The following is a 23,136-nucleotide window of genomic DNA, read 5'->3' on the forward strand; positions in this document are numbered from 1 at the left end:
CGCAGAGCGTCACGAGATGCATTCCCACGCAGAGCATGGGAACGATCAGCGGGGACACAGGTTTCACCATTAGCCCGCCCCAAGGCATACTTGCCACCCTCCGCAATCCAGAACCCAAAACCGCCCCATGCGTATCCACGTCAGCTTCATCGACCGCGTCGGCATCACCCAGGAAGTCCTGGCTATCCTCGGTGGGCGTAATCTCAATCTGGATGCGGTGGAGATGATCCCGCCCAACGTCTACATCGACGCGCCGACCTTGAGCCCGCAAGTACTCGAAGAACTCAAAGATGCGCTGTTTCGTGTGCGCGGCGTGGAAGCGGTGACCGTGGTCGACATCCTCCCCGGTCAGCGTCGGCACTTGCAGCTCGACGCGTTGCTCGCGGCGATGACTGATCCCGTTTTGGCGCTCGACAGTGCCGGCAAAGTCTTGCTGGCCAATCCGGCGTTGATCGCGTTGTACGGTCGCGAACCGGCCGGCGAAAGCGTCGCGGAACTGTTCAACGATCCCGGCGTGCTCGACACCCTGCTCGAACACGGCTTCCGTCTGCCGCTGCGCGAGATCACCGTCAACGGCCAGACCCTGTTGCTCGACGCCACGCCGATCACCGACGCTGGCGCCCTGCTGACCTTGTATCAACCGAACCGCATCGGCGAACAGCTCTCGGCGTTGCACCATGACCACGCCGAAGGCTTCGATGCCCTGCTCGGCGAATCTCCGGCGATTCGTACCCTCAAGGCTCGCGCTCAAAGAGTGGCAGCCCTGGATGCGCCGCTGTTGATCCAGGGTGAAACCGGCACCGGTAAAGAACTGGTGGCCCGCGCCTGCCACGCCATCAGTGCGCGACATAGCGCACCGTTTCTCGCGCTGAACTGCGCGGCTCTGCCGGAGAACCTCGCCGAAAGCGAACTGTTCGGCTACGCTCCCGGCGCCTTCACCGGCGCGGCGCGGGGAGGCAAACCGGGGCTGATGGAACTGGCCAACCAGGGCACGGTGTTTCTCGACGAAATCGGTGAGATGTCGCCGTACTTGCAGGCCAAGTTGCTGCGCTTTTTGAATGACGGCAGCTTCCGCCGCGTCGGTGGCGATCGTGAGGTGAAGGTCAACGTGCGCATCCTCAGCGCGACTCACCGTGATCTGGAAAAAATGGTCAGCGAAGGCCTGTTCCGCGAAGACCTGTTCTATCGCCTCAATGTGCTCAACGTTGAAGTGCCGCCACTGCGCGAACGCGGTCAGGACATTCTGCTGCTGGCGCGATATTTCATGCAGCAGGCCTGCGCGCAGATCCAGCGCCCGGTCTGCCGCCTCGCCCCCGGTACTTATCCGGCCCTGCTCGGCAACCGCTGGCCAGGCAATGTGCGCCAGTTGCAGAACGTGATCTTCCGCGCCGCCGCGATCTGCGAAAGCAGCCTGGTCGACATCGGCGATCTCGACATCGCCGGCACCTCCGTTGCACGGCAGACTGACAGCGACGTCGACAGCCTCGAACAAGCGGTCGAGTCGTTCGAAAAGTCGCTGCTGGAAAAACTCTACGTCAGCTACCCCTCGACCCGGCAACTGGCGAGCCGCTTGCAGACCTCGCACACCGCTATCGCCCATCGGTTGCGCAAGTACGGCATTCCCAACAAGCTCTGAGCACAATGCAAAACCTGTGGGAGCTGGCTTGCCAGCGATAGCGGTGCGTCAGTCACCTGCAATATCACAGGTAAAGACGTTATCGCTGGCAAGCCAGCTCCCACAGGGTTATGTGACGGATTCGAAATCCGCTCAAAAACGACCTCCATCTGTACTGAAAGCGCTACAGCGGAACGATATCGCTACACCCTCCTCCGGTCACCGCTGTGCAAGGCTTTGATCCCGTTCAGCTTTTTTCCTCGCTCCACGCTGTAGCGATTTCGCTACACTCTACTCAATCAATCATCTCGACCAAATAGATAACCCATTGATTTATATGGATAAATAAACCTTGGCCGCGTTCTTGCTAATGAACCCTTCATAAATAAGGGCTTCCCTGCCCACGCCTTCAACCGCGTCCACCAGACGAGTCTGGCCCCTGAGGAGTTTCCATGAGCGAGTTGCGTTTTACTGAAGATCACGAATGGCTGCGCGCCGAAGCTGACGGCTCTGTCACTGTCGGCATCACCGCTTTCGCGCAGAACGCCTTGGGCGACGTGGTGTTCGTGCAACTGCCTGAACTGCAGGCTTATGAAAAAGGCGCTGAAGCCGCCACCGTGGAATCGGTAAAAGCCGCCAGCGGCGTGTACATGCCGCTGGACGGTGACGTACTGGAAGTGAACCCGGCACTGGAAGACGCCCCGGAACTGGTCAACGAAGATCCGCTGGGCCAAGGCTGGTTCTTCCGCTTCCAGCCAAGCGACGCCGCCGCTGTCGGCAAACTGCTGGATCAAGACGCTTACGACCGTCTGATCAAAGCCCAAGCCGAAGCCTGAGGAACCTGACATGACCCAAGTACAACTCGGCACCGCCAACGAATTCATCGCCCGTCACATCGGCCCGCGCGCCGGTGACGAGCAAGCCATGCTCAACAGCCTCGGATTCGATTCGCTCGAAGCCCTGAGCGCCAGCGTCATCCCGGAAAGCATCAAGGGCACCAGCGTGCTCGGCATGGACGACGGTCTGAGCGAAGCCGATGCCCTGGCGATGATCAAATCGATCGCCGGCAAGAATCAGCTGTTCAAGACCTACATCGGCCAGGGCTACTACAACTGCCACACGCCGTCGCCGATCCTGCGCAACCTCCTGGAAAACCCGGCCTGGTACACCGCTTACACGCCGTACCAGCCAGAAATTTCCCAGGGCCGTCTTGAAGCGCTGCTGAACTTCCAGACCCTGATCAGCGACCTCACCGGCCTGCCGATCGCCAACGCTTCCCTGCTCGACGAAGCCACCGCCGCTGCCGAAGCCATGACCTTCTGCAAACGTTTGAGCAAGAACAAAGGCAGCCACCAGTTCTTCGCCTCGATCCACAGCCACCCGCAAACCCTCGACGTGCTACGCACCCGTGCCGAGCCGCTGGGCATCGAAGTCGTTGTGGGCGATGAGCGTGAACTGACCGACGTGACGCCATTCTTTGGCGCGCTGCTGCAATACCCGGCCAGCAACGGTGATGTGTTCGACTACCGCGAACTGACCGAACGCTTCCACGCCGCCAATGCGCTGGTTGCGGTCGCCGCTGACCTGCTGGCCCTGACCCTGCTGACCGCCCCGGGCGAGTTCGGCGCGGACGTCGCTATCGGTTCGGCACAACGCTTCGGCGTGCCGCTGGGCTTCGGTGGCCCGCACGCGGCTTACTTCTCCACCAAGGATGCATTCAAGCGTGACATGCCGGGCCGTCTGGTCGGTGTTTCGGTTGACCGTTTCGGCAAACCGGCGCTGCGTCTGGCGATGCAGACCCGCGAGCAACACATCCGCCGCGAGAAGGCCACGTCGAACATCTGCACCGCGCAAGTGCTGCTGGCCAACATCGCCAGCATGTACGCCGTCTACCACGGCCCGAAAGGCCTGACGCAGATTGCCAATCGCGTGCATCACCTGACCGCGATTCTCGCCAAGGGCTTGACCGCGCTGGGCCTGAAGGTCGAGCAGGAAAGCTTCTTCGACACCCTGACTCTGGCCACCGGCGCGCAAACCGCCGCGCTGCACGACAAGGCTCACGCTGCGCAGATCAACCTGCGCGTGATTGATGCCGAACGTCTGGGCCTGTCGGTCGACGAAACCACCACCCAGGCTGACATCGAAACCCTGTGGAGCCTGTTCGCCGACGGCAAGACCCTGCCGGACTTCGCTGCGCTGGCCGCTTCGGTGCACAGCACCATCCCGGCTGCGCTGGTACGTCAGTCGCCAATCCTCAGCCACCCGGTGTTCAACCGTTATCACTCGGAAACCGAGCTGATGCGCTACCTGCGCAAACTGGCGGACAAGGACCTGGCACTGGATCGCACCATGATCCCGCTGGGCTCGTGCACCATGAAACTCAACGCCGCCAGCGAAATGATCCCGGTGACCTGGGCCGAATTCGGCGCCCTGCACCCGTTCGCTCCAGCAGCGCAAAGCGCCGGTTATCAGCAACTGACCGATGAACTGGAAGCGATGCTCTGCGCCGCCACCGGTTACGACGCGATCTCGCTCCAACCGAACGCCGGTTCGCAAGGTGAGTACGCCGGCCTGCTGGCGATCCGCGCCTACCACCAGAGCCGTGGCGATGAGCGTCGCGACATCTGCCTGATCCCGTCGTCCGCCCACGGCACCAACCCGGCCACCGCCAACATGGCTGGCATGCGCGTGGTTGTGACTGCGTGCGATGCGCGCGGCAACGTCGACATCGAAGACCTGCGCGCCAAGGCCATCGAGCACCGCGAACACCTCGCTGCCCTGATGATCACTTACCCGTCGACCCACGGCGTGTTTGAAGAAGGCATCCGCGAAATCTGCGGGATCATTCATGACAACGGCGGCCAGGTGTACATCGACGGCGCCAACATGAACGCGATGGTCGGCCTCTGCGCACCGGGCAAGTTCGGCGGCGATGTTTCGCACTTGAACCTGCACAAGACCTTTTGTATTCCGCACGGCGGTGGCGGCCCGGGCGTCGGCCCGATTGGCGTCAAGTCGCACCTGACACCGTTCCTGCCGGGCCATGGCCAGATGGAACGCAAAGAAGGCGCGGTGTGCGCGGCACCGTTCGGCAGCGCGAGCATTCTGCCGATCACCTGGATGTACATTCGCATGATGGGCGGCGCCGGTTTGAAGCGTGCTTCGCAACTGGCGATCCTCAACGCCAACTACATTTCCCGTCGTCTGGAAGAGCACTACCCAGTGCTGTACACCGGCAGCAACGGTCTGGTGGCGCACGAGTGCATCCTTGATCTGCGTCCGCTCAAAGACAGCAGCGGCATCAGCGTCGATGACGTCGCCAAGCGTCTGATCGACTTCGGCTTCCACGCTCCGACCATGTCGTTCCCGGTGGCGGGCACGTTGATGATCGAGCCGACCGAAAGCGAATCCAAGGAAGAACTGGACCGCTTCTGCGACGCCATGATCCGCATCCGCGAAGAAATCCGCGCCGTGGAAAACGGCACGCTGGACAAGGACGACAACCCGCTGAAAAACGCTCCGCACACCGCGGCAGAGCTGGTTGGCGAATGGGCCCACCCGTACAGCCGCGAGCAAGCGGTGTATCCGGTGGCGTCGTTGATCGAAGGTAAATACTGGCCGCCGGTCGGTCGCGTCGACAACGTGTTCGGCGACCGCAACCTGGTGTGCGCCTGCCCGTCGATCGAAAGCTACGCTTAAAGGAATGGGGGGCATTCATTTGCCCCCACTCCCGACAACACCGCAAAACCTGTGGGAGCTGGCTTGCCAGCGATGAGGGTGGATCAGTCTCCACTTCTATTGCCTGACACACCGCCATCGCTGGCAAGCCAGCTCCCACAAGGAACGCATCAAGCCTGATATTCCGCCAATTCCTATAACAAGAAACCGGAGAACCACTCATGTCGTTAAGCGTGTTCGACCTGTTCAAGATTGGCATCGGTCCCTCCAGCTCCCACACCGTCGGCCCGATGCGCGCTGCTGCGCGCTTCGCTGAAGGCCTGCGACGTGAAAACCTGCTGACTAGCACCGCCAGCGTTCGCGTTGAGCTCTACGGATCCCTCGGCGCCACCGGCAAGGGGCACGGCAGCGACAAAGCCGTACTGCTCGGCCTCGAAGGCGAACACCCGGACACCGTCGACACCGAAACCGTCGCCGCGCGCCTGCAAGACATTCGCGGCAACGGCCTGCTGAATCTGCTCGGCGAGCACAGCATTGCGTTCAACGAAAAAGAACACCTGGCGATGATCCGCAAGCCGCTGGCCTATCACCCCAACGGCATGATCTTTCGTGCATTCGATGCGGCAGGCATTCAGATTCGCAGCCGCGAGTACTACTCGGTCGGTGGCGGTTTCGTGGTCGACGAGGATGCGGCCGGTGCCGATCGCATCGTCGAAGACGCCACGCCGCTGACCTTCCCGTTCAAAAGTGCCAAGGATTTGCTCAGTCATTGCGCCACCTACGGTCTGTCGATCAGTCAGGTGATGCTGACCAACGAAAGCGCCTGGCGCCCGGAAGCGGAAACCCGTGCCGGTCTGCTGAAGATCTGGCAGGTGATGCAGGACTGCGTCGCGGCGGGTTGCCGTAACGAAGGCATCTTGCCGGGTGGTTTGAAGGTCAAACGACGTGCGGCGGCGCTGCATCGGCAACTGTGCAAGAACCCGGAATCAGCGCTGCGCGATCCGTTGTCGGTGCTCGACTGGGTCAACCTCTACGCCTTGGCGGTCAACGAAGAAAACGCCAACGGCGGGCGCGTGGTCACGGCGCCGACCAACGGTGCGGCGGGGATTATTCCTGCTGTTTTGCATTACTACATGCGCTTTATTCCCGGTGCGAATGACGACGGCGTGGTGCGATTTCTGCTCACTGCGGCGGCCATCGGCATTCTCTACAAGGAAAACGCCTCCATCTCCGGCGCCGAAGTCGGTTGTCAGGGTGAAGTCGGCGTTGCCTGCTCAATGGCGGCCGGCGCGTTGTGTGAAGTGCTCGGCGGCAGCGTGCAGCAAGTCGAGAACGCTGCGGAGATCGGCATGGAACATAACCTGGGCCTGACCTGCGACCCGATTGGCGGCCTGGTACAAGTGCCGTGCATCGAGCGCAATGCGATGGGCTCGGTGAAGGCGATCAACGCGGTGCGCATGGCCATGCGTGGCGACGGTCAACATTTCGTCTCCCTCGACAAAGTCATTCGCACCATGCGCCAGACCGGCGCCGACATGAAAAGCAAATACAAAGAGACCGCCCGCGGCGGTCTGGCGGTCAACATTATCGAATGCTGAACCTTATTTAACTCCGCCTCCCTCAGGGAGACGATCGTACTTAGCCCCCTCTCCCTCCGGGAGAGGGCTGGGGTGAGGGGCTTTTGATCTTGATCTCAATCTTGCCCCTCATCCCAAACTCAAATTTTCAAGGAGCCACGCATGTCCACCGAACAACTGTCGAAAACCCCGCTGCACGCTCTGCACATCGAACTTGGCGCCCGCATGGTGCCGTTCGCCGGCTACGACATGCCGGTGCAATACCCGTTGGGCGTGATGAAAGAACACCAGCACACCCGTGAGCAGGCCGGGCTGTTCGACGTTTCGCACATGGGCCAGATTCGCCTGACCGGTGCCAACGCCGCCAAAGCCCTGGAAACCCTGGTGCCGGTGGACATCATCGACCTGCCAGTGGGCATGCAGCGTTACGCGATGTTCACCAATGAAACCGGCGGCATTCTCGACGACCTGATGGTCGCCAACCTCGGTAACGACGAACTGTTCCTGGTGGTCAACGCGGCGTGCAAGGATCAGGATCTGGCGCATCTGCAAAAACACATCGGCGATCAGTGCACCATTACGGAGCTGTTCGAAGCCCGTGCCCTGCTCGCTCTGCAGGGTCCAGCAGCGGTTACCGTGCTGGCGCGCCTCGCGCCTGAGGTCGCGAAAATGACCTTCATGCAGTTCAACCGCGTGCAACTGTTGGGTGTGGATTGCTTCGTCAGCCGTTCGGGTTACACCGGTGAAGACGGCTTCGAAATCTCGGTGCCAGCCGCCGATGCGGAAAAACTCGCTCGCGCCCTGCTCGCCGAGCCAGAAGTCCAGGCCATTGGCCTTGGCGCTCGCGATTCGCTGCGCCTTGAAGCCGGTCTGTGCCTGTACGGCCACGACATGAACACCGCCACCACGCCAATCGAGGCCAGCCTGTTGTGGGCGATCTCCAAGCCGCGCCGCGCCGATGGCGCACGGGCCGGCGGTTTCCCGGGTGCAGAACAAGTCTTTGCTCAACAAGAGAACGGTGTCGCGCGTAAACGCGTCGGCCTGCTGCCGCAAGAACGCACGCCAGTGCGTGAAGGCGCGGAGATCGTCAACGAAGCGGGCGAGATCATTGGCAGCGTGTGCAGCGGCGGTTTCGGACCGACCCTGGGCGGGCCATTGGCGATGGGCTACCTCGACAGTGCTTATGTCACCCTCGATACAACCGTTTGGGCCATCGTGCGTGGGAAAAAGGTGCCAATGCTTGTAAGCAAAATGCCATTTGTTCCACAACGCTACTATCGTGGTTGACTGACTGTTTCTATAAGTAACGCGATTGCGTTATGCGTGCACTAATGTGTAACGCAATCGCCACAAAAAAGTGCATTTTCTAACAGTCGATTCGAATATGAACTTTGCTTATAACGTTCGAAAAGATTTGAACAAGCTAATCGTCTAAGCCTGCACTAGTGGACCGACTAACTGCCAGCAAGTGCAGCAAAACCGGGCCCTTGCGGGGGCTTGTTTTTTCTCCCGTAGTTGGCGTAGAGTTTGTCCACTGTGTTTGCATGGGTCAGCTTGGAATCGTGACCTGGGCAGTAGCCTACAAGTTAGCTACATCCCGTTCGACGTCTTCTTACTCTCCTGCAACCAGCCCCAGTACTCTTTCATGAGAAAGAGACTGTCATCAATTTATTGCGTCAAAGGAAATAAGAAATGTCCCAACGTCAGAGCGGTACCGTCAAGTGGTTTAACGACGAGAAAGGTTTTGGTTTTATCACTCCTGAAAGCGGTCCGGATCTGTTCGTGCATTTCCGCGCTATCCAGGGCAACGGCTTCAAGAGCCTGAAAGAAGGCCAGAAAGTGACTTTCGTTGCTGTGCAAGGCCAGAAAGGCATGCAGGCTGACGAAGTACAAGCAGAAGCCTGATCTCTGTAACGAAAAAGCCCCTGATATTGATATCAGGGGCTTTTTTGTGCGCGCGAATCCGTAAAATGGCGCTTCATTTTGCGTCCAGAGGCTGCCATGTCGAAAAACCTGCTCACCCCCGAGGGCGACTTTCCTCCCGTTGGCCTCGGCCGTCGTCTGGCCGCGATGTTCTATGACTTTCTGCTGTGCACCGCTCTGCTGATCGTGACCGGCTTCGTTTACAAGTTGATCCAGGCGGCGATCATCGGCGAAGAACGTCTGCGCGCAATGACCGACGCCGGCAAACTCGACGGCGATCCGCTCTACTCGACAGTGCTGTTGCTGGTGCTGTTTGCCTTCTTCGCCAAATTCTGGACCCATGGCGGGCAGACACTGGGTATGCAGGTGTGGGGGATTCGCGTACAGAACGCCAATGGCGAGGCGATCAGCCTGTGGCAGGCGCTGCTGCGCTTCATGGTGTCGATTGCTTCGTGGCTGTGTGTGGGGCTCGGATTCTTCTGGTCGCTGTACGACAAGCAGAAGCGCACGTGGCACGACATCTATTCCGACACCCGCGTGGTGCGGATTCCGAAGAAGACCAAGTAATTTCCAGACGCCAGAAACCACAGTAGGAGTGAGCCTGCTCGCGATAGCGGTGTGTCAGCAAACATAATTGCTATCTGACACACCGCTATCGCAAGCAGGCTCACTCCTACAGGTTTGTTTGTTGCCTGAAAGACCTCAGGCGTTACCGGCCAGCTTCATCCGCGCCGCTTGCGTAAAGTCCAGCATCCGCTTCAACGGCCGAATCGCCTGCGGAATCAACGCCGGATCAACAAAGATCTCGTTCGTCCCTTCCTTCAAGCTCTTGAGCGTGCGCTCAAGGGTATTCATGGCCATCCACGGGCAATGTGCGCAACTGCGACACGCGGCGCCGTTACCGGCGGTTGGCGCCTCGATGAAGACCTTGTCCGGGCACAGCTGCTGCATCTTGTAGAAGATGCCTCGGTCGGTGGCGACAATCAGCGTCTTGTTCGGCAGGCTTTGCGCGGCAGCGATCAATTGACTGGTGGAGCCTACGGCATCGGCCAGTTCGATCACCGAAGTCGGCGATTCCGGGTGCACCAGAATTGCCGCGTCCGGGTACAGCGCTTTCATGTCTTCGAGCTGCTTGGACTTGAACTCTTCATGGACGATGCAGGCACCGTCCCAGAGCAGCATATCGGCGCCGGTCTTGCGTTGGATATAAGTGCCCAGATGCTTGTCCGGCCCCCAGATGATGGTCTCGCCGTTGTCCATCAGGCTTTCGACGATTTCCAGTGCGCAGCTCGATGTCACCACCCAGTCGGCCCGCGCCTTCACGGCAGCGGAAGTGTTGGCGTAAACCACTACCGTGCGCTCTGGATGCTGATCGCAGAACGCCGAGAACTCGTCCACCGGGCAACCCAGGTCGAGCGAGCAAGTCGCTTCCAGAGTTGGCATCAGCACACGTTTTTCAGGATTGAGAATCTTCGCGGTCTCGCCCATGAACTTCACGCCGGCGACCACTACGGTCTTGGCCGGATGAGCATTGCCGAAGCGAGCCATCTCCAGGGAGTCGGAGACACAGCCGCCGGTTTCTTCGGCCAGAGCCTGAATCACCGGGTCGCAATAAAAGTGGGCAACCAACACCGCGTCCTGAGCCTTGAGCTCGGCGGCGATGGCAGAACGGTAATAAGCCTCTTCCTCGGCCGTCAGCGGTTTGGGCTGTTTGGCATCGAGGTGGGCTTGAACCAGAAGGCGTTCGGAAATCTGCGTCATGTTCGCAAGACCTGCAGGCGCTTTCGCGCGAAAGTCGAGTATACACCCGGCTCCGGACCGCTTGAGGGTACCGCCGGGAGAGTGAGTTTTATCAGGCACGGACAGCGTTGAAGCTGCGCAAGGCTACAGAATATCCCGTTGATACAAAAGATGATTCTGACCTGCGTCAGCGCCGCTGGCACTGAAAGAGCAGACGCCCGAATTGCAGGCAAAAAAAAACCCGGAAATCCTCACTTTCGTGGGCCTTCCGGATTTTCTAAACCGCCAAATATGGTGGGTCGTGTGGGATTCGAACCTACGACCAATTGGTTAAAAGCCAACTGCTCTACCAACTGAGCTAACGACCCGCTGTGTGGTGGCGCGTATAATACTGATTTTTAAGGACTATTCAACACCTTTTTGAAAAAAATCAAAAATAAGGTGTTGGATCCTCCACACCGGCTGCCGCAAAGCCTTCTGCACGCAGGCGGCAGCTGTCGCATTTGCCGCATGCGCGGCCGTCATTATCGGCCTGATAGCAGGAAACGGTCAGGCCGTAATCGACACCAAGCTTCACGCCTGCCTGAACGATTTGCGCCTTGCTCAAATTCTGCAACGGCGCCTGGATACGGAAGCCATTGCCCTCGACACCGGCCTTGGTCGCCAGATTCGCCATGCGCTCGAACGACTCGATGAACTCGGGACGGCAATCCGGGTAACCGGAATAGTCCACGGCGTTCACACCGATGAAGATGTCGCGAGCGCCGAGCACTTCAGCCCAACCCAGCGCCAGAGACAGAAAAACGGTATTGCGCGCCGGCACATAAGTGACCGGGATGCCCTCGCCCAGCTCCTCCGGAATGTCGATGCTGCTATCAGTCAGTGCCGAGCCGCCCATGCCGTTCAGGTTGAGGCCGATCACCTTGTGTTCGACCACACCCAGATCCCGGGCAACGCGGGCAGCAGCGTGCAATTCTGCGTGAGAGCGCTGGCCATAATCGAAACTCATTGTGTAGCAGCTATAGCCTTCGGCGCGGGCCATGGCCACGACGGTTGCCGAGTCGAGGCCGCCGGACAGCAGGATGACCGCACGTTTTTCGGTGGTGTTCAGTTGTTCGGTCATGTCAGCGCCCCGGCTCATCGTTCCAAAGATATTTATGCAACTGCAATTGCAGGCGTACCGGCAAATTGTCTGCCACCACCCAGTCCGCCAGATCCCGAGCATTCAGGTCATGGTGGCTAGGCGAGAACAGCACTTCGCCGGCGCGTCGATCCAGTCCGTACTGAATCAGCTTGGAAACCGCCCAGTCGTAGTCTTCCCGCGAGCAGATGACAAACTTCACCTGATCGTTCGGGGTCAGCAGTTCGATATTTTCGTAACGGTTGCGGTGAGCTTCTTTCGAACCCGGCGTCTTCAGGTCGACCACGCGACTGACGCGCGGATCGACAGCCGAAACGTCAAGGGCGCCGCTGGTTTCCAGCGAAACCTCGTAACCGGCATCACACAACTGTTTGAGCAAAGAAATGGCGTTCGGCTGTGCCAATGGCTCACCGCCGGTGACGCACACGTAGCGCGGTCGAAACCCGGCTACTTGTTCAAGGATGTCGTCGAGGGTGCGGATTGTCCCGCCACTGAACGCATAGGCACTGTCGCAGTATTGGCAACGCAATGGGCAACCGGTCAGGCGCACAAAAACCGTGGGCAGCCCGGCGGTCCGCGTTTCCCCCTGCAAAGAGTAGAAAACTTCGGTAATTCTCAATGTGTCTTGCATAGTCGCCACGGGCGTAACAGCTAAACAGGCTGTCCGCCTCCGTCAGGCACTTCAGGCAATCCCGCCAACGCGTAGACCACAAGAAGCGTGTTTCAGAAAAAGGGCGTGAATTCTAACGAAAAAACCCGCGACAAGCGCGGGTTTCTTCCAAACGGGTAAAGCTGCGTTACATGCGTTGCAGATCGCGCTGGGCCAACTGCGCGGCGGACGTGCCCGGATATTGGGCCACCACCTGCTGCAGGATGCCTTTGACCTTGTCGGTGTGACCGAGACGGCGCTCTACATCGGCGAGCTTGTACAGCGAATCCGGCACTTTGGCATGCTTGGGATACAGCTGCGATACCTTGGCAAACGCCTGACCTGCACCTTGCAGATCACCTTTGGCCAGGTTCACTTCACCCAACCAGTACTGAGCATTGCCCGCGTATTGGCTGTTCGGGTATTTGCGCAGGAAAGCGGCGAAAGCCTGACTGGCCTTGTCGAAATCCTTGGCTTTGATCAGGTCGAAAGCGGCATCGTAATACAGCTTTTCCTTGGCCGGATCACCCGGTTCACTACTTGCAGCAGGTGCCTGGGCAGCAGCCCCGGCGCCAGCGGCAGCACCGGCAGCAGCACTTGCATCGCCACCGGCAGAAGAATTCTCAGGAGTCGCGGCAGGTGCAACACCGGATCCTATGCGCCGATCAAGATCCTGGTATCGCTCCAGGGATTCTTGCTTCATGCGCGCAACCTGATTCTGCAGTTCTTCAATCACGCCTTGCTGGCGCGAAATCTGATCCTGCATTTGTTGCAGTTGGTTGAACAGCATGCCTTGTGCCGAGGCAGGGGCCGAAGCCGCTCCCCCGGCATAGGCGCCGTTCGTACCGTAACCCGCAGGCGGATAACTACTCCCGCTATTGTTATAACCGGAGTTGTCATCGACCACAGGAACCGCAGCCCACGCCGCAAGCGGCGCGAGGCTGAGAGCCAGAACAGTTACAGCACGACGGCACGTTCGCATATCGAATTACTTACGCAGTTCGACACGACGGTTTTGAGCCCAGGACTGCTCGTCGTTGCCGGTAGCAACTGGACGCTCTTCGCCGTAGGAAACCAGTTCCAGCTGAGCTGGGGAAACACCTTGCAGTACCAGGTAGCGTTGAACGGCTTTCGCACGACGCTCGCCCAGTGCCATGTTGTACTCACGAGTACCACGTTCGTCGGTGTTGCCTTCCAGAACAACGCGAGCGCCGTTAGCTTTCAGGTCTTTGGCGTGAACGTCCAGAGCGCGCATGGCTTCTGGCTTCAGGTCCGAGCTGTCGTATTCGAAGTAGAAGGTGGTGATTGCGCGCAGAGCAGCTTCTTCGCTCAGGGAACCGTCAACGGCACCAGTGTTTGCGCCGTAACCAGCGTTTGGATCAACAGCGCCTTCACCGGCGTTGTCGCCGCCTTTGGACGAGCAACCTACAGCTACAGCCATGGCCAGAGCCAGCGCAGCAAATTTACCAAACTTCAGCATTTCCATCGTGAAACTCCTAATGAACCCCAGTGTGTTAAGTAAAACGTAAAGCGCCGCGTCAGTTCAGGTAAGGGGACCAGGACGGTTCTCTGACTTCGCCTTGAGCGGTAGGAAGCGGGAGCCTCACGCGTCCATTAATGGACACGAGCATCAAGACTCCCCGGCCCTGCTGGCGGGTGGCGTAGATTACCATGGTGCCGTTGGGCGCAACAGTAGGTGACTCGTCCAGAGTGCTATCAGTGAGGATCTTTACACTACCTCGCTGCAAATCCTGGGCCGCCACCTTGAAATTGGTGAAGCCATCCTGGCGATGGATCATCACCAGAGTCTTTTCGTCAGCCGACAGTTTCGGGTTGGCGTTGTAGTTACCGATGAAGGTCACTCGCTCCGCACCGCCACCGCTGGCGCTGGTTTTGTAGATCTGTGGCTTGCCGCCACGGTCGGACGTGAAGTAGATGGTCGAGCCATCCTTGCCCCAGTACGGTTCGGTGTTGATGCCAGGGCCCGCGGTTACACGGGTGATCTGACGCGAACCGAGGTTCATCACATAGATGTCCGGGTTACCGTCTTTCGACAGTACGAACGCCAGGCGATTGCCATCCGGCGACCAGGCTGGCGCGCCGTTCAGGCCTTCGAAGTTGGTGATCTGCTCACGGCGACCGGTGTCGATGTTCTGCATGAAGATGCGCGGACGCTTCTGTTCGAACGACACGTAGGCGATACGCTTGCCATCTGGTGCAAAACGCGGCGACAGAATCGGCTCGCGCGATTGCAGCAGAGTCACGGCGCGGGCACCGTCGTAGTCCGAACGCTGCAGGGTGTAACGGGTGTTCTTCTCGGAGAAGCGCTCAGCCGTTACGTACAGCAGACGGGTGGAAAACGCACCTTTGATGCCGGTGAGTTTTTCAAACGACTGGTCCGAGATGTAGTGCGCCATGTCGCGCAGCTGCTCGGTAGTACCGGAGACACTGCCGTCGGCCACTTTCTGCTCGGTGGCGACGTTGAACAGTGCCCATTGCACCTGCAGACGACCGCCTGCTGGAACGATGCTGCCAACCATCATGTATTGAGCACCCACCGCCTTCCAGTCACGGAAGATGATTTCGCTCGGCTGGCTTGGCTGGCTGATCATGTTTTGCTTTGGAATCGGCGAGTAGTAGCCCGAGTTGCGCAAATCGTTACCAATGATTTCAGCCATGTCGTCCGGCAGGACTGCACCGCCCTGGAAACCGAACGGTACAACAGCGATCGGCGTTGCCCGATCGCTACCACTGGTGACCAGAATGTTCTTTTCATCAGCCATCGCGATCCCTGCCATGCAGCAGATCACGACCAGCATTCCTCGAAGAAGGTTTCTCACAAGGCTAAGTCCTCAGGTGTGAATGTCATCTTGAATGAACGATATGGAGCGAAATCGCTCGCCTTCATTCCCTGCATTTCTGTCAAACGTCCAATATTCTTCACTGCCGCCACTGCCGAAGCATCGAACGGACCGTCGCCACTGGATTTGGCCACGCTGACCGAAGTCACCGTACCGTCCGGCAACATGCCGATTTGCAGCACGACCGTCATGCCTTTGCGTGCCGAAGGTGGACGAGCCCAACCTTCTGCTGCTCGCGCACGAATCAGGTCATCGAAACTGCCCGCGACTTCGTCACCCTGCTCATCGGCCAAGGCCTGCTGGCGCTGCGGCGTGTCGGAAAGCAAATCAGCCAAGGCCTGAGCCTTTTTGTCTTCGGTCGATTTACGTGCCGCATCCTGCGCTTTCTTCTTCGCAGCATCGGCAGCAGCTTTCTTCTTCGCTTCGTCGGCGATCTTCTTCTTCGCCTCTTCAGCTTCTGCTTTCTTCTTGGCGTCTTCGGCGGCTTTCTTCTTCGCGTCTTCGACGATTTTCTTCTTGGCTTCTTCAGCGGCTTCTTTCTTGGCTTCTTCCTTAGCCTCTTCTTCAGCCTTCTTCTTGGCTATATCAGCCAATTGTTTCTCTTCTGCCTTCTTGGCCTCGGCTTTCTTCGCGTCGTCGGCTTTCTTGGCATCATCAGCCTTCTTCGCCTCGTCCGCTTTTTTAGCCTCGTCGGCCTTCTTGGCTTCCTCGGCCTTTTGAGCCGCTTCTTCTTTCTTTTGTTCCGCAGCTTTCACCGCTTCCTGCTCGACCTTTTTTTGCTCCATCTGCTCGACTTCGGTCTGGCGCGCGGCGGATTTCTTCGCCTCACCCGCAATCTTCTGATTGGTCTGGGTGGTTGCCTGACTTTTCGATTTCAGTTGGTACAGGGTCGCCTGGACAATCGGCTTGGCCGGCGGCAGCTCTGGTGTGAAGGCGAAACTGACAAACAGCATGCCGAACACCAGCACGTGCAAGACAATCGCCCAGACACTAGGCCAGAAGTAGCTTTCCGAGGCGGACGGCTCTCGCAGTTGCTGCATCAGGGGGCCTCGGTAATCAAACCAACATTACCGACCCCGGCTTTCTGCAATCCGCCCATGGCGCCCATGACGGAACCATAATCAACGGTTTTGTCGCCGCGGATAAAGACCTGCGTACGCTTGCCGCCTTCGGTGCCGGCGCGAATGATCTTGGTCACCGCATCGGTCATTTGCGGCAGGGTCATGGCCCTGTCCTGCTGCTTCTCGGTGTCGACTTCGCTGCCAAGGTTCCAGTAGTAGGTCTTGTCAGCCTTGATCGAAATGGTCAGGACCTGAGTGTTGTTGTCCTGCGGCAAGGCTTCGCTGGAAACCTTGGGCAGATCAACTTTCACGCCCTGATTGAGCATCGGCGCGGTCACCATGAAGATGACCAGCAGTACCAACATCACGTCGATGTAAGGCACTACGTTCATCTCGGCGACCGGCTTGCGCTTTTTGCGAGCTCGAGCGATTAAAGCCATTGGAAATTACCTGCTTATTCTTCGCTGGTGTGCACTTTGCGGTGCAGGATCGCCTGGAATTCATCGGCGAAGGTGTAGTAACGGCCCAGCAAGGTTTCGCTGCGAGCAGCAAAACGGTTGTAAGCGATGACCGCAGGGATCGCGGCGAACAGACCGATCGCGGTGGCGATCAGGGCTTCGGCGATCCCCGGGGCTACGGTGGCCAGGGTCGCTTGCTGGGCGCTGGCCAGACCGCGGAAGGAGTTCATGATGCCCCACACGGTACCGAACAGACCGATGTACGGGCTGACCGAACCGACGGTGGCAAGAAACGGCAGGCTCTGCTCCAGTTTCTCTTCTTCACGGGAGATGGCGACGCGCATGGCCCGGGCCACACCTTCCATCACCGCTTCAGGGTCGACACCTGGCTGCTGACGCAGACGGGAGAACTCTTTGAAACCGGCACGGAAGATCTGCTCGACGCCCGAATCCGGGTCAGGGTTGCTGCCGGCCTGACGGTACAGTTTGGACAGGTCGATACCCGACCAGAAGCGCTCTTCGAAGCTCTCCAGGGCACGTCGACCGGCACGCAGCAGGTTGCTGCGCTGAAAGATCATGATCCATGAGGTCACCGATGCGGCCACCAGAGTCAACATTACCAACTGCACCACGATGCTGGCATTGCTGACCAGGCTCCACATGGAGGAATGGTCGACGACGTTAGCTTCCACGCTTTATCTCCTGCTTTGAGTGTGTACCCGGACCGACCGCGTCGGCGAAGGCCGCACGCAAGTCTTCGGGAAGGGCCCGGGGTTTCAAACTGTTAGTGCGCACACAGGCCACCAAAAACTGCCCTTCACAGAGCAGCACATTATCCGTCGCCCGCCTGACCTGCTGTTTGAAGCGCAGGCTGGCACGGTTCAATTCGATTACATCAGCGCTTACCAGCAGTTCGTCGTCCAGTCGCGCCGGCGCGTGGTAGCGCGCTTCGCTGGAGTGCACGACAAACAACAGATCCTCCCCGGCAAGCTGCGATTGAGCAAAGCCCAGCTCGCGGAGCCGCTCGGTTCGAGCCCGTTCCATAAACTTGAGGTAATTAACGTAATACACGATGCCGCCCGCATCGGTGTCCTCGTAATAAACGCGACAACGATGTGCGAACGGCTCAAGCCCGTTTTGCGCGCGCATACTCTAGTGCTTACTCCTCAGGTTGCCAATCCGGCGAGGCAACTGTTTTTCATTGTTCAAAGGCTTTACCGCAAAAGTACCGTCGTCAGACAGTACAAACCCTGAATAAATCGACAACAAATGTGTATTAATCGTCCACGGCATCGAGAAACTCGTCTGCCACGGGCATCTCACCCATTCGTGACGGAATGTTTAAACCGAAATGCAGATACGCATGCCGCGTCACCACCCTGCCCCGTGGTGTGCGCATGATGTAGCCCTGCTGGATCAGGTACGGTTCCAGCACATCTTCAATGGTGTGGCGTTCTTCACTGATTGCCGCAGCGAGACTGTCGATCCCGACCGGACCGCCATCGAACTTCTCGATCATGGTCAGCAGCAGACGCCGGTCCTGGTGATCGAAACCGTGCTCGTCGACATCCAGCAGGTTCAGCGCCAGATCGGCCACTGACTTGGTGATGTGCCCCTTGGCGCGGACTTCAGCAAAATCGCGCACCCGACGCAGCAGACGGTTGGCAATTCGCGGCGTACCACGGGCGCGACGAGCGATTTCGAAAGCGCCCTCCGGATCCAGCGGCAGACCGAGAATATTCGCTGAACGCCCGACAATCGTTGCCAGATCCGCCGTGCTGTAGAACTCAAGACGCTGGACGATACCGAAGCGGTCACGCAACGGATTGGTCAGCATGCCGGCGCGCGTGGTTGCCCCGACCAGGGTAAACGGCGGCAGATCGAGCTTGATCGAACGCGCCGCAGGGCCCTCGCCGATCATGATGTCGAGCTGGAAATCTTCCATCGCCGGATACAGCACTTCTTCAACGATCGGCGACAGGCGATGAATTTCATCGATGAACAACACGTCGTGCGGTTCAAGGTTCGTCAACAACGCGGCCAGATCACCCGGCCGTTCCAGCACCGGCCCCGACGTGCTCTTGATCGACACGCCCATTTCCTGGGCAATGATGTTGGCCAGCGTGGTTTTACCCAGACCCGGCGGGCCGAAAATCAGCGTGTGATCAAGGGATTCACTGCGGCCACGGGCAGCCTGGATAAACAGTTCCATCTGCTCGCGCACGGTCGGCTGGCCGATATAGTCGGCCAGGCTGACCGGGCGAATGGCCCGGTCCTGGACTTCTTCGCGCTCGCGCGGACTGTGCGCGGCGGCGATCAGACGATCAGCTTCAATCACTTAAATCATTCCCTTCAGGGCGCGGCGGATCAGGTCTTCACTGCTCAAATTCTTGTCCTTGATGGCGGTAATCGCCTTGCTCGCTTCCTGAGGCTTGTAGCCCAGGGAAATCAGCGCACTCACAGCATCGTTCTCGGCGGTGTTGACCGGCGCCGGGCCGTCAGGCTGGTTCGGCACCAGGGCAAACATGGCCGGCGAGGTTTCCCAGGCCTTGAAGCGATCCTTGAGTTCAACCAGCAGACGCTCGGCGGTTTTCTTGCCCACGCCTGGCACCTTGGTCAGCGCCGAGGTGTCCTGGGATTGCACGCAGCGCACCAGCTCGTCGACTTCCAGGCTCGACATCAATGCCAAGGCCAATTTAGGCCCGACACCATTGAGACGGATCAACTCGCGAAAAAAGTCTCGCTCACGCTTGCCGGCAAAACCATAGAGTAACTGCGCGTCTTCGCGTACGACCAAGTGGGTGTGCAGGGTCAGTGGTTCACCGACCGACGGCAACCGATAAAGCGTGGTCATGGGCACTTCCAGCTCATACCCGAGGCCGTTTACATCGAGAATCAGGTGCGGCGGCTGTTTTTCAGCCAGGGTGCCGCGCAAGCGTCCAATCACGTTTCAGATCCTTGAGCGTTGGCCAGCCGTGGGCTGGCGACTGACGAAAGGTGCGCTACAGGCCGACGACCCAGGCATGAAACTCACCTTGCGAAAAATTTGATTGCTGATGCTATCAGAGACGCAGGCGCCCGCCACGACTGCGTGCCGTTCCCAAGCCGTGCGGCAACAGACTGGAGCGGGTATGCGCGTGACAAATGGCAATAGCCAAGGCATCGGATGCGTCGATTTGCGGTTTGCTGGTCAGCTTGAGCATGTGCATGACCATCATCTGCACCTGCTCTTTGTTCGCCGCGCCGGTGCCCACTACCGCTTGCTTGACCTGAGTCGCGGTGTATTCGGCGATTTCCAGACACTCTTCGGCGCCAGCGACAATGGCAGCTCCACGGGCCTGCCCGAGCTTGAGTGCCGAATCGGCGTTTTTCGCCATGAACACCTTTTCGATGCCCATGGTCACGGGGCCATAGGTCTGAATGATTTCACGCACGCCGCGATAGACGATTTGCAAACGCTCATGCAGTTCGCCGGCGCCGGTGCGAATACAGCCCGAGGCCACGTAAATGCAACCACCACGCCCGGTATCGCGAACAACGCCGTAACCGGTGATACGCGAACCGGGGTCGATACCAAGAATTAAAGTCATAACGCCTGCGGGTTCGAAATAACACAAAAACAAATGTGGGAGCTGGCTTGCCAGCGATGACGGAGTGTCAGACGCCATCATTGTCTGATGTGCCGACGCCATCGCTGGCAAGCCAGCTCCCACATTGAAGCCTAGTCGCTCTTAACCGAGCTGAGCGGCCACGTCTTCCGGAATATCCGCGTTCGAATAGACGTTCTGCACGTCGTCCAGATCCTCAAGCATATCGATCAGCTTGAGCACCTTCTCGGCGCCCTCCAGGTCCAGTTCGGCGCTGGTGGTCGGTTGCATGACGATTTCGGCGTCATCACCTTTGAAACCAGCGGCCTCCAGCGCATTACGTACCGCGTAGAAGCTGGTGAACGAGGTAAACACATCGATCGAGCCGTCTTCGTGGCTGACCACGTCATCGGCATCGGCTTCCAGCGCCGCTTCGGTCAGTGCGTCTTCGTCGACACCCGGCGCGAAGCTGATCTGGCCCTTGCGCTCGAACAGGTACGCTACCGAACCGTCAGTGCCGAGGTTGCCGCCACACTTGCTGAACGCATGGCGCACGGCGGCGGCGGTACGGTTGCGGTTGTCGGTCATGCACTCGACCATCACCGCCACGCCACCCGGGCCGTAACCTTCGTAGGTCAGCTCTTCAACGTTGTCCGCTTCGGTTGCACCGGCGCCGCGCGCAACCGCGCGATCGATGATGTCGCGACTCATGTTCGCGCTCAACGCTTTGTCCAGGGCCAGACGCAAACGCGGGTTGGAACCCGGATCGCCGCCACCCTGACGGGCCGCAACGGTCAGCTCACGGATCCACTTGGTGAAGATCTTGCCTCTCTTGGCATCCTGACGTTCTTTGCGGTGCTTGATGTTCGCCCACTTGGAATGACCTGCCATAACTCGCTCCGAATTCTCTTTGAAACGTTGCCCGCCGCGCAAAACCGCGCCGGCCGGCAAACAAAAAAATCTCGACCTGATCTCTATAGAAAGAAAAAAGGCGCATCCGAAGATGCGCCTTCAGGCCCGTCTTACTCAGCCTTTGGCGTTTCGCGCAAACGAATGTGCAGCTCGCGCAGCGCCTTGGCGTCCACCACACCCGGCGCTTGCGTCATGACGTCGGCAGCGCTCTGGGTTTTCGGGAAGGCGATCACTTCACGGATCGACTGGGCGCCGGTCATCAGCATCACCAGACGGTCCAGACCGAAGGCCAGACCACCGTGCGGCGGTGCACCGTACTTCAGCGCATCGAGCAGGAAGCCGAACTTCTCTTCCTGTTCCGCTTCGTTGATACCCAACAGGCGGAACACTGCTTGCTGCATTTCCTTGCGGTGAATACGGATCGAACCGCCACCCAGCTCAGTGCCGTTCAGCACCATGTCGTAAGCACGGGACAGCGCGCCGGCCGGGTTGGCTTCCAGCTCTTCCGGCGTGCACTTCGGTGCGGTGAACGGGTGGTGCAGTGCGGAGAAACTGCCGTCGTCGTTCTCTTCGAACATCGGGAAGTCGACGACCCACATTGGCGCCCACTTGCAGGTCAGCAGGTTCAGGTCGTGACCGAGCTTGATACGCAGCGCGCCCAGAGCTTCGCTGACGATCTTGGCCTTGTCGGCACCGAAGAACACGATGTCACCATCGACTGCGCCGACGCGATCGAGGATCACGTTCAGCTTGTCTTCAGGGATGTTTTTCACGATCGGCGATTGCAGACCGTCAACACCGGCAGCGCGCTCGTTGACCTTGATGTACGCCAGGCCCTTGGCACCATAGATGCCGACGAACTTGGTGTAGTCGTCGATCTGCTTGCGCGGCATGCTCGCCCCGCCCGGAACGCGCAGTGCGGCGATACGGCATTTCGGATCGTTGGCCGGGCCACTGAAGACCTTGAATTCAACTTCCTTGAGCTGGTCGGCAACGTCGACCAGTTCCAGCGGAATACGCAGGTCTGGCTTGTCGGAACCGTAGCGGCGCATGGCTTCTTCGAAGGTCATGTGCGGGAATTCGCCGAATTCCAGATCCAGCACTTCCTTGAACAGGTTGCGGATCATTTGTTCGGTGAGGCCCATGATGTCTTTTTCATCGAGGAAGCTGGTCTCGATGTCGATCTGGGTGAATTCTGGCTGACGGTCGGCACGCAGGTCTTCGTCGCGGAAGCACTTGGCGATCTGGTAGTAACGGTCGAAGCCAGCAACCATCAGCAGTTGCTTGAACAGCTGTGGCGATTGCGGCAGCGCGAAGAACGAACCCGGGTGGGTACGACTCGGCACCAGATAGTCACGAGCGCCTTCCGGAGTCGCACGGGTGAGGATCGGCGTTTCGACGTCGAGGAAGCCGTTCTCGTCGAGGAAGCGACGGATGCTGGTGGTCATGCGCGAACGCAAACGCAGCTTCTCGGCCATTTCCGGACGACGCAGGTCGAGGAAGCGGTAGCGCAGACGGGTTTCTTCGCCCACGTCGGAGAACTCGTTGAGCGGGAACGGCGGGGTTTCCGCTTCGTTCATGACTTCCAGTTCGTAGCCCAGCACTTCGATCATGCCCGACGCCATGTTGGCGTTGGTGGCACCGGCCGGACGCGGACGTACCTTACCGGTGATCTTCACCACGTATTCACTGCGCACGCGATCGGCGGCGGCGAAGCTCTCGGCGCGATCCGGATCGAACACCACCTGGGCCAGACCGTCACGATCACGGATATCGAGGAAAATCACCCCGCCGTGGTCGCGGCGACGGTGAACCCATCCGCAAAGGGTAATTTCCTGGCCTTCCAGGCTTTCGTTCAGTTGGCCGCAATAGTGGCTGCGCATCATGATAATGGTTCGCTTCTCGTCATTCGATATTCGGTGGAGATCCCGGCG

The 23,136-nt window shown here is 59.1% G+C and carries 22 protein-coding genes and 1 tRNA gene; 7 read left to right on the forward strand and 16 right to left on the reverse strand.

What is annotated here, in order from left to right:
• The first annotated feature begins 127 nt into the window (after window positions 1–127).
• The 7 genes from ACVVH8_RS22965 (at window position 128) to ACVVH8_RS22995 (ending at window position 9,360) form a co-directional block, all read left to right on the forward strand.
• Window positions 128–1,636 carry a sigma-54-dependent transcriptional regulator gene (locus ACVVH8_RS22965; RefSeq protein ID WP_475226517.1) on the forward strand — a complete coding sequence of 503 codons (1,509 nt, stop codon included), beginning with the start codon at window positions 128–130 and terminating at the stop codon, window positions 1,634–1,636.
• Between the two features lie 431 nt (window positions 1,637–2,067).
• Window positions 2,068–2,451 (forward strand): glycine cleavage system protein GcvH, encoded by a 384-nt coding sequence (gene gcvH / locus ACVVH8_RS22970; RefSeq protein WP_103303967.1) that lies wholly within the window; start codon window positions 2,068–2,070, stop codon window positions 2,449–2,451.
• A 10-nt stretch (window positions 2,452–2,461) separates the two neighbouring features.
• Entirely contained in the window at window positions 2,462–5,314 is a 2,853-nt protein-coding gene (gene gcvP / locus ACVVH8_RS22975) for an aminomethyl-transferring glycine dehydrogenase (protein ID WP_475226520.1), read from the forward strand.
• Window positions 5,315–5,514: 200 nt separating this feature from the next.
• On the forward strand, window positions 5,515–6,891 hold the full coding sequence (locus ACVVH8_RS22980; protein ID WP_475226524.1) for an L-serine ammonia-lyase: 1,377 nt from the start codon (window positions 5,515–5,517) through the stop codon (window positions 6,889–6,891).
• Between the two features lie 141 nt (window positions 6,892–7,032).
• The gene (gene gcvT / locus ACVVH8_RS22985; RefSeq protein ID WP_475226526.1) at window positions 7,033–8,157 is read left to right on the forward strand and encodes a glycine cleavage system aminomethyltransferase GcvT; all 1,125 of its coding nucleotides are present in this window, start codon (window positions 7,033–7,035) and stop codon (window positions 8,155–8,157) included.
• A gap of 405 nt (window positions 8,158–8,562) precedes the next feature.
• Complete coding sequence (locus ACVVH8_RS22990; RefSeq protein ID WP_003175786.1) at window positions 8,563–8,775, forward strand: cold-shock protein; 213 nt, start codon at window positions 8,563–8,565, stop codon at window positions 8,773–8,775.
• Window positions 8,776–8,871: 96 nt separating this feature from the next.
• Window positions 8,872–9,360: an RDD family protein gene (locus tag ACVVH8_RS22995; RefSeq protein ID WP_475226529.1), complete on the forward strand. Its 489-nt coding sequence runs from the start codon at window positions 8,872–8,874 to the stop codon at window positions 9,358–9,360.
• A gap of 135 nt (window positions 9,361–9,495) precedes the next feature.
• Here the strand turns inward: ACVVH8_RS22995 and nadA are convergent, their stop codons facing one another.
• The 16 genes from nadA to aspS all read right to left on the reverse strand — a co-directional run bounded on the left by nadA (window position 9,496) and on the right by aspS (window position 23,088).
• Window positions 9,496–10,554, reverse strand: coding sequence for a quinolinate synthase NadA (nadA, locus tag ACVVH8_RS23000; RefSeq protein WP_016773509.1), 1,059 nt, complete (start codon window positions 10,552–10,554; stop codon window positions 9,496–9,498).
• A gap of 271 nt (window positions 10,555–10,825) precedes the next feature.
• Window positions 10,826–10,901: transfer RNA gene (locus tag ACVVH8_RS23005), tRNA-Lys, on the reverse strand.
• Window positions 10,902–10,963: 62 nt separating this feature from the next.
• Window positions 10,964–11,656: a 7-cyano-7-deazaguanine synthase QueC gene (queC, locus tag ACVVH8_RS23010; protein WP_103303961.1), complete on the reverse strand. Its 693-nt coding sequence runs from the start codon at window positions 11,654–11,656 to the stop codon at window positions 10,964–10,966.
• 1 nt (window position 11,657) lies between these two features.
• Window positions 11,658–12,305 carry a 7-carboxy-7-deazaguanine synthase QueE gene (gene queE / locus ACVVH8_RS23015; protein ID WP_475226533.1) on the reverse strand — a complete coding sequence of 216 codons (648 nt, stop codon included), beginning with the start codon at window positions 12,303–12,305 and terminating at the stop codon, window positions 11,658–11,660.
• A 166-nt stretch (window positions 12,306–12,471) separates the two neighbouring features.
• A complete protein-coding gene (gene ybgF / locus ACVVH8_RS23020) occupies window positions 12,472–13,305 on the reverse strand; it encodes a tol-pal system protein YbgF (RefSeq protein WP_007912724.1) in 834 nt (277 codons plus the stop codon).
• 6 nt (window positions 13,306–13,311) lie between these two features.
• Window positions 13,312–13,809, reverse strand: a complete 498-nt coding sequence (gene pal, locus ACVVH8_RS23025; protein ID WP_003178634.1) for a peptidoglycan-associated lipoprotein Pal — start codon at window positions 13,807–13,809, stop codon at window positions 13,312–13,314.
• 52 nt (window positions 13,810–13,861) lie between these two features.
• Window positions 13,862–15,142 (reverse strand): Tol-Pal system beta propeller repeat protein TolB, encoded by a 1,281-nt coding sequence (gene tolB, locus ACVVH8_RS23030; RefSeq protein WP_171057245.1) that lies wholly within the window; start codon window positions 15,140–15,142, stop codon window positions 13,862–13,864.
• 17 nt (window positions 15,143–15,159) lie between these two features.
• Window positions 15,160–16,224 (reverse strand): cell envelope integrity protein TolA, encoded by a 1,065-nt coding sequence (tolA, locus tag ACVVH8_RS23035; RefSeq protein ID WP_103303958.1) that lies wholly within the window; start codon window positions 16,222–16,224, stop codon window positions 15,160–15,162.
• Complete coding sequence (tolR, locus tag ACVVH8_RS23040) at window positions 16,224–16,676, reverse strand: protein TolR (RefSeq protein WP_161806672.1); 453 nt, start codon at window positions 16,674–16,676, stop codon at window positions 16,224–16,226. Before tolR ends, tolA begins: the two co-directional genes overlap by 1 nt.
• Window positions 16,677–16,699: 23 nt before the next feature.
• Window positions 16,700–17,395, reverse strand: a complete 696-nt coding sequence (gene tolQ / locus ACVVH8_RS23045) for a protein TolQ (RefSeq protein ID WP_008080223.1) — start codon at window positions 17,393–17,395, stop codon at window positions 16,700–16,702.
• A complete protein-coding gene (gene ybgC / locus ACVVH8_RS23050; protein WP_077574280.1) occupies window positions 17,385–17,852 on the reverse strand; it encodes a tol-pal system-associated acyl-CoA thioesterase in 468 nt (155 codons plus the stop codon). Before ybgC ends, tolQ begins: the two co-directional genes overlap by 11 nt.
• Window positions 17,853–17,979: 127 nt before the next feature.
• Complete coding sequence (ruvB, locus tag ACVVH8_RS23055) at window positions 17,980–19,041, reverse strand: Holliday junction branch migration DNA helicase RuvB (RefSeq protein WP_047599519.1); 1,062 nt, start codon at window positions 19,039–19,041, stop codon at window positions 17,980–17,982.
• Complete coding sequence (gene ruvA, locus ACVVH8_RS23060; protein WP_008080221.1) at window positions 19,042–19,650, reverse strand: Holliday junction branch migration protein RuvA; 609 nt, start codon at window positions 19,648–19,650, stop codon at window positions 19,042–19,044. It lies immediately after the preceding gene.
• A gap of 115 nt (window positions 19,651–19,765) precedes the next feature.
• Window positions 19,766–20,293 carry a crossover junction endodeoxyribonuclease RuvC gene (ruvC, locus tag ACVVH8_RS23065; protein ID WP_103303956.1) on the reverse strand — a complete coding sequence of 176 codons (528 nt, stop codon included), beginning with the start codon at window positions 20,291–20,293 and terminating at the stop codon, window positions 19,766–19,768.
• Between the two features lie 141 nt (window positions 20,294–20,434).
• Window positions 20,435–21,181 (reverse strand): YebC/PmpR family DNA-binding transcriptional regulator, encoded by a 747-nt coding sequence (locus ACVVH8_RS23070; protein WP_007912738.1) that lies wholly within the window; start codon window positions 21,179–21,181, stop codon window positions 20,435–20,437.
• Window positions 21,182–21,312: 131 nt separating this feature from the next.
• Window positions 21,313–23,088, reverse strand: a complete 1,776-nt coding sequence (gene aspS / locus ACVVH8_RS23075) for an aspartate--tRNA ligase (protein ID WP_103303955.1) — start codon at window positions 23,086–23,088, stop codon at window positions 21,313–21,315.
• Window positions 23,089–23,136 lie beyond the last annotated feature (48 nt).

This window comes from Pseudomonas trutticola BRTCR10 (assembly GCF_056155105.1).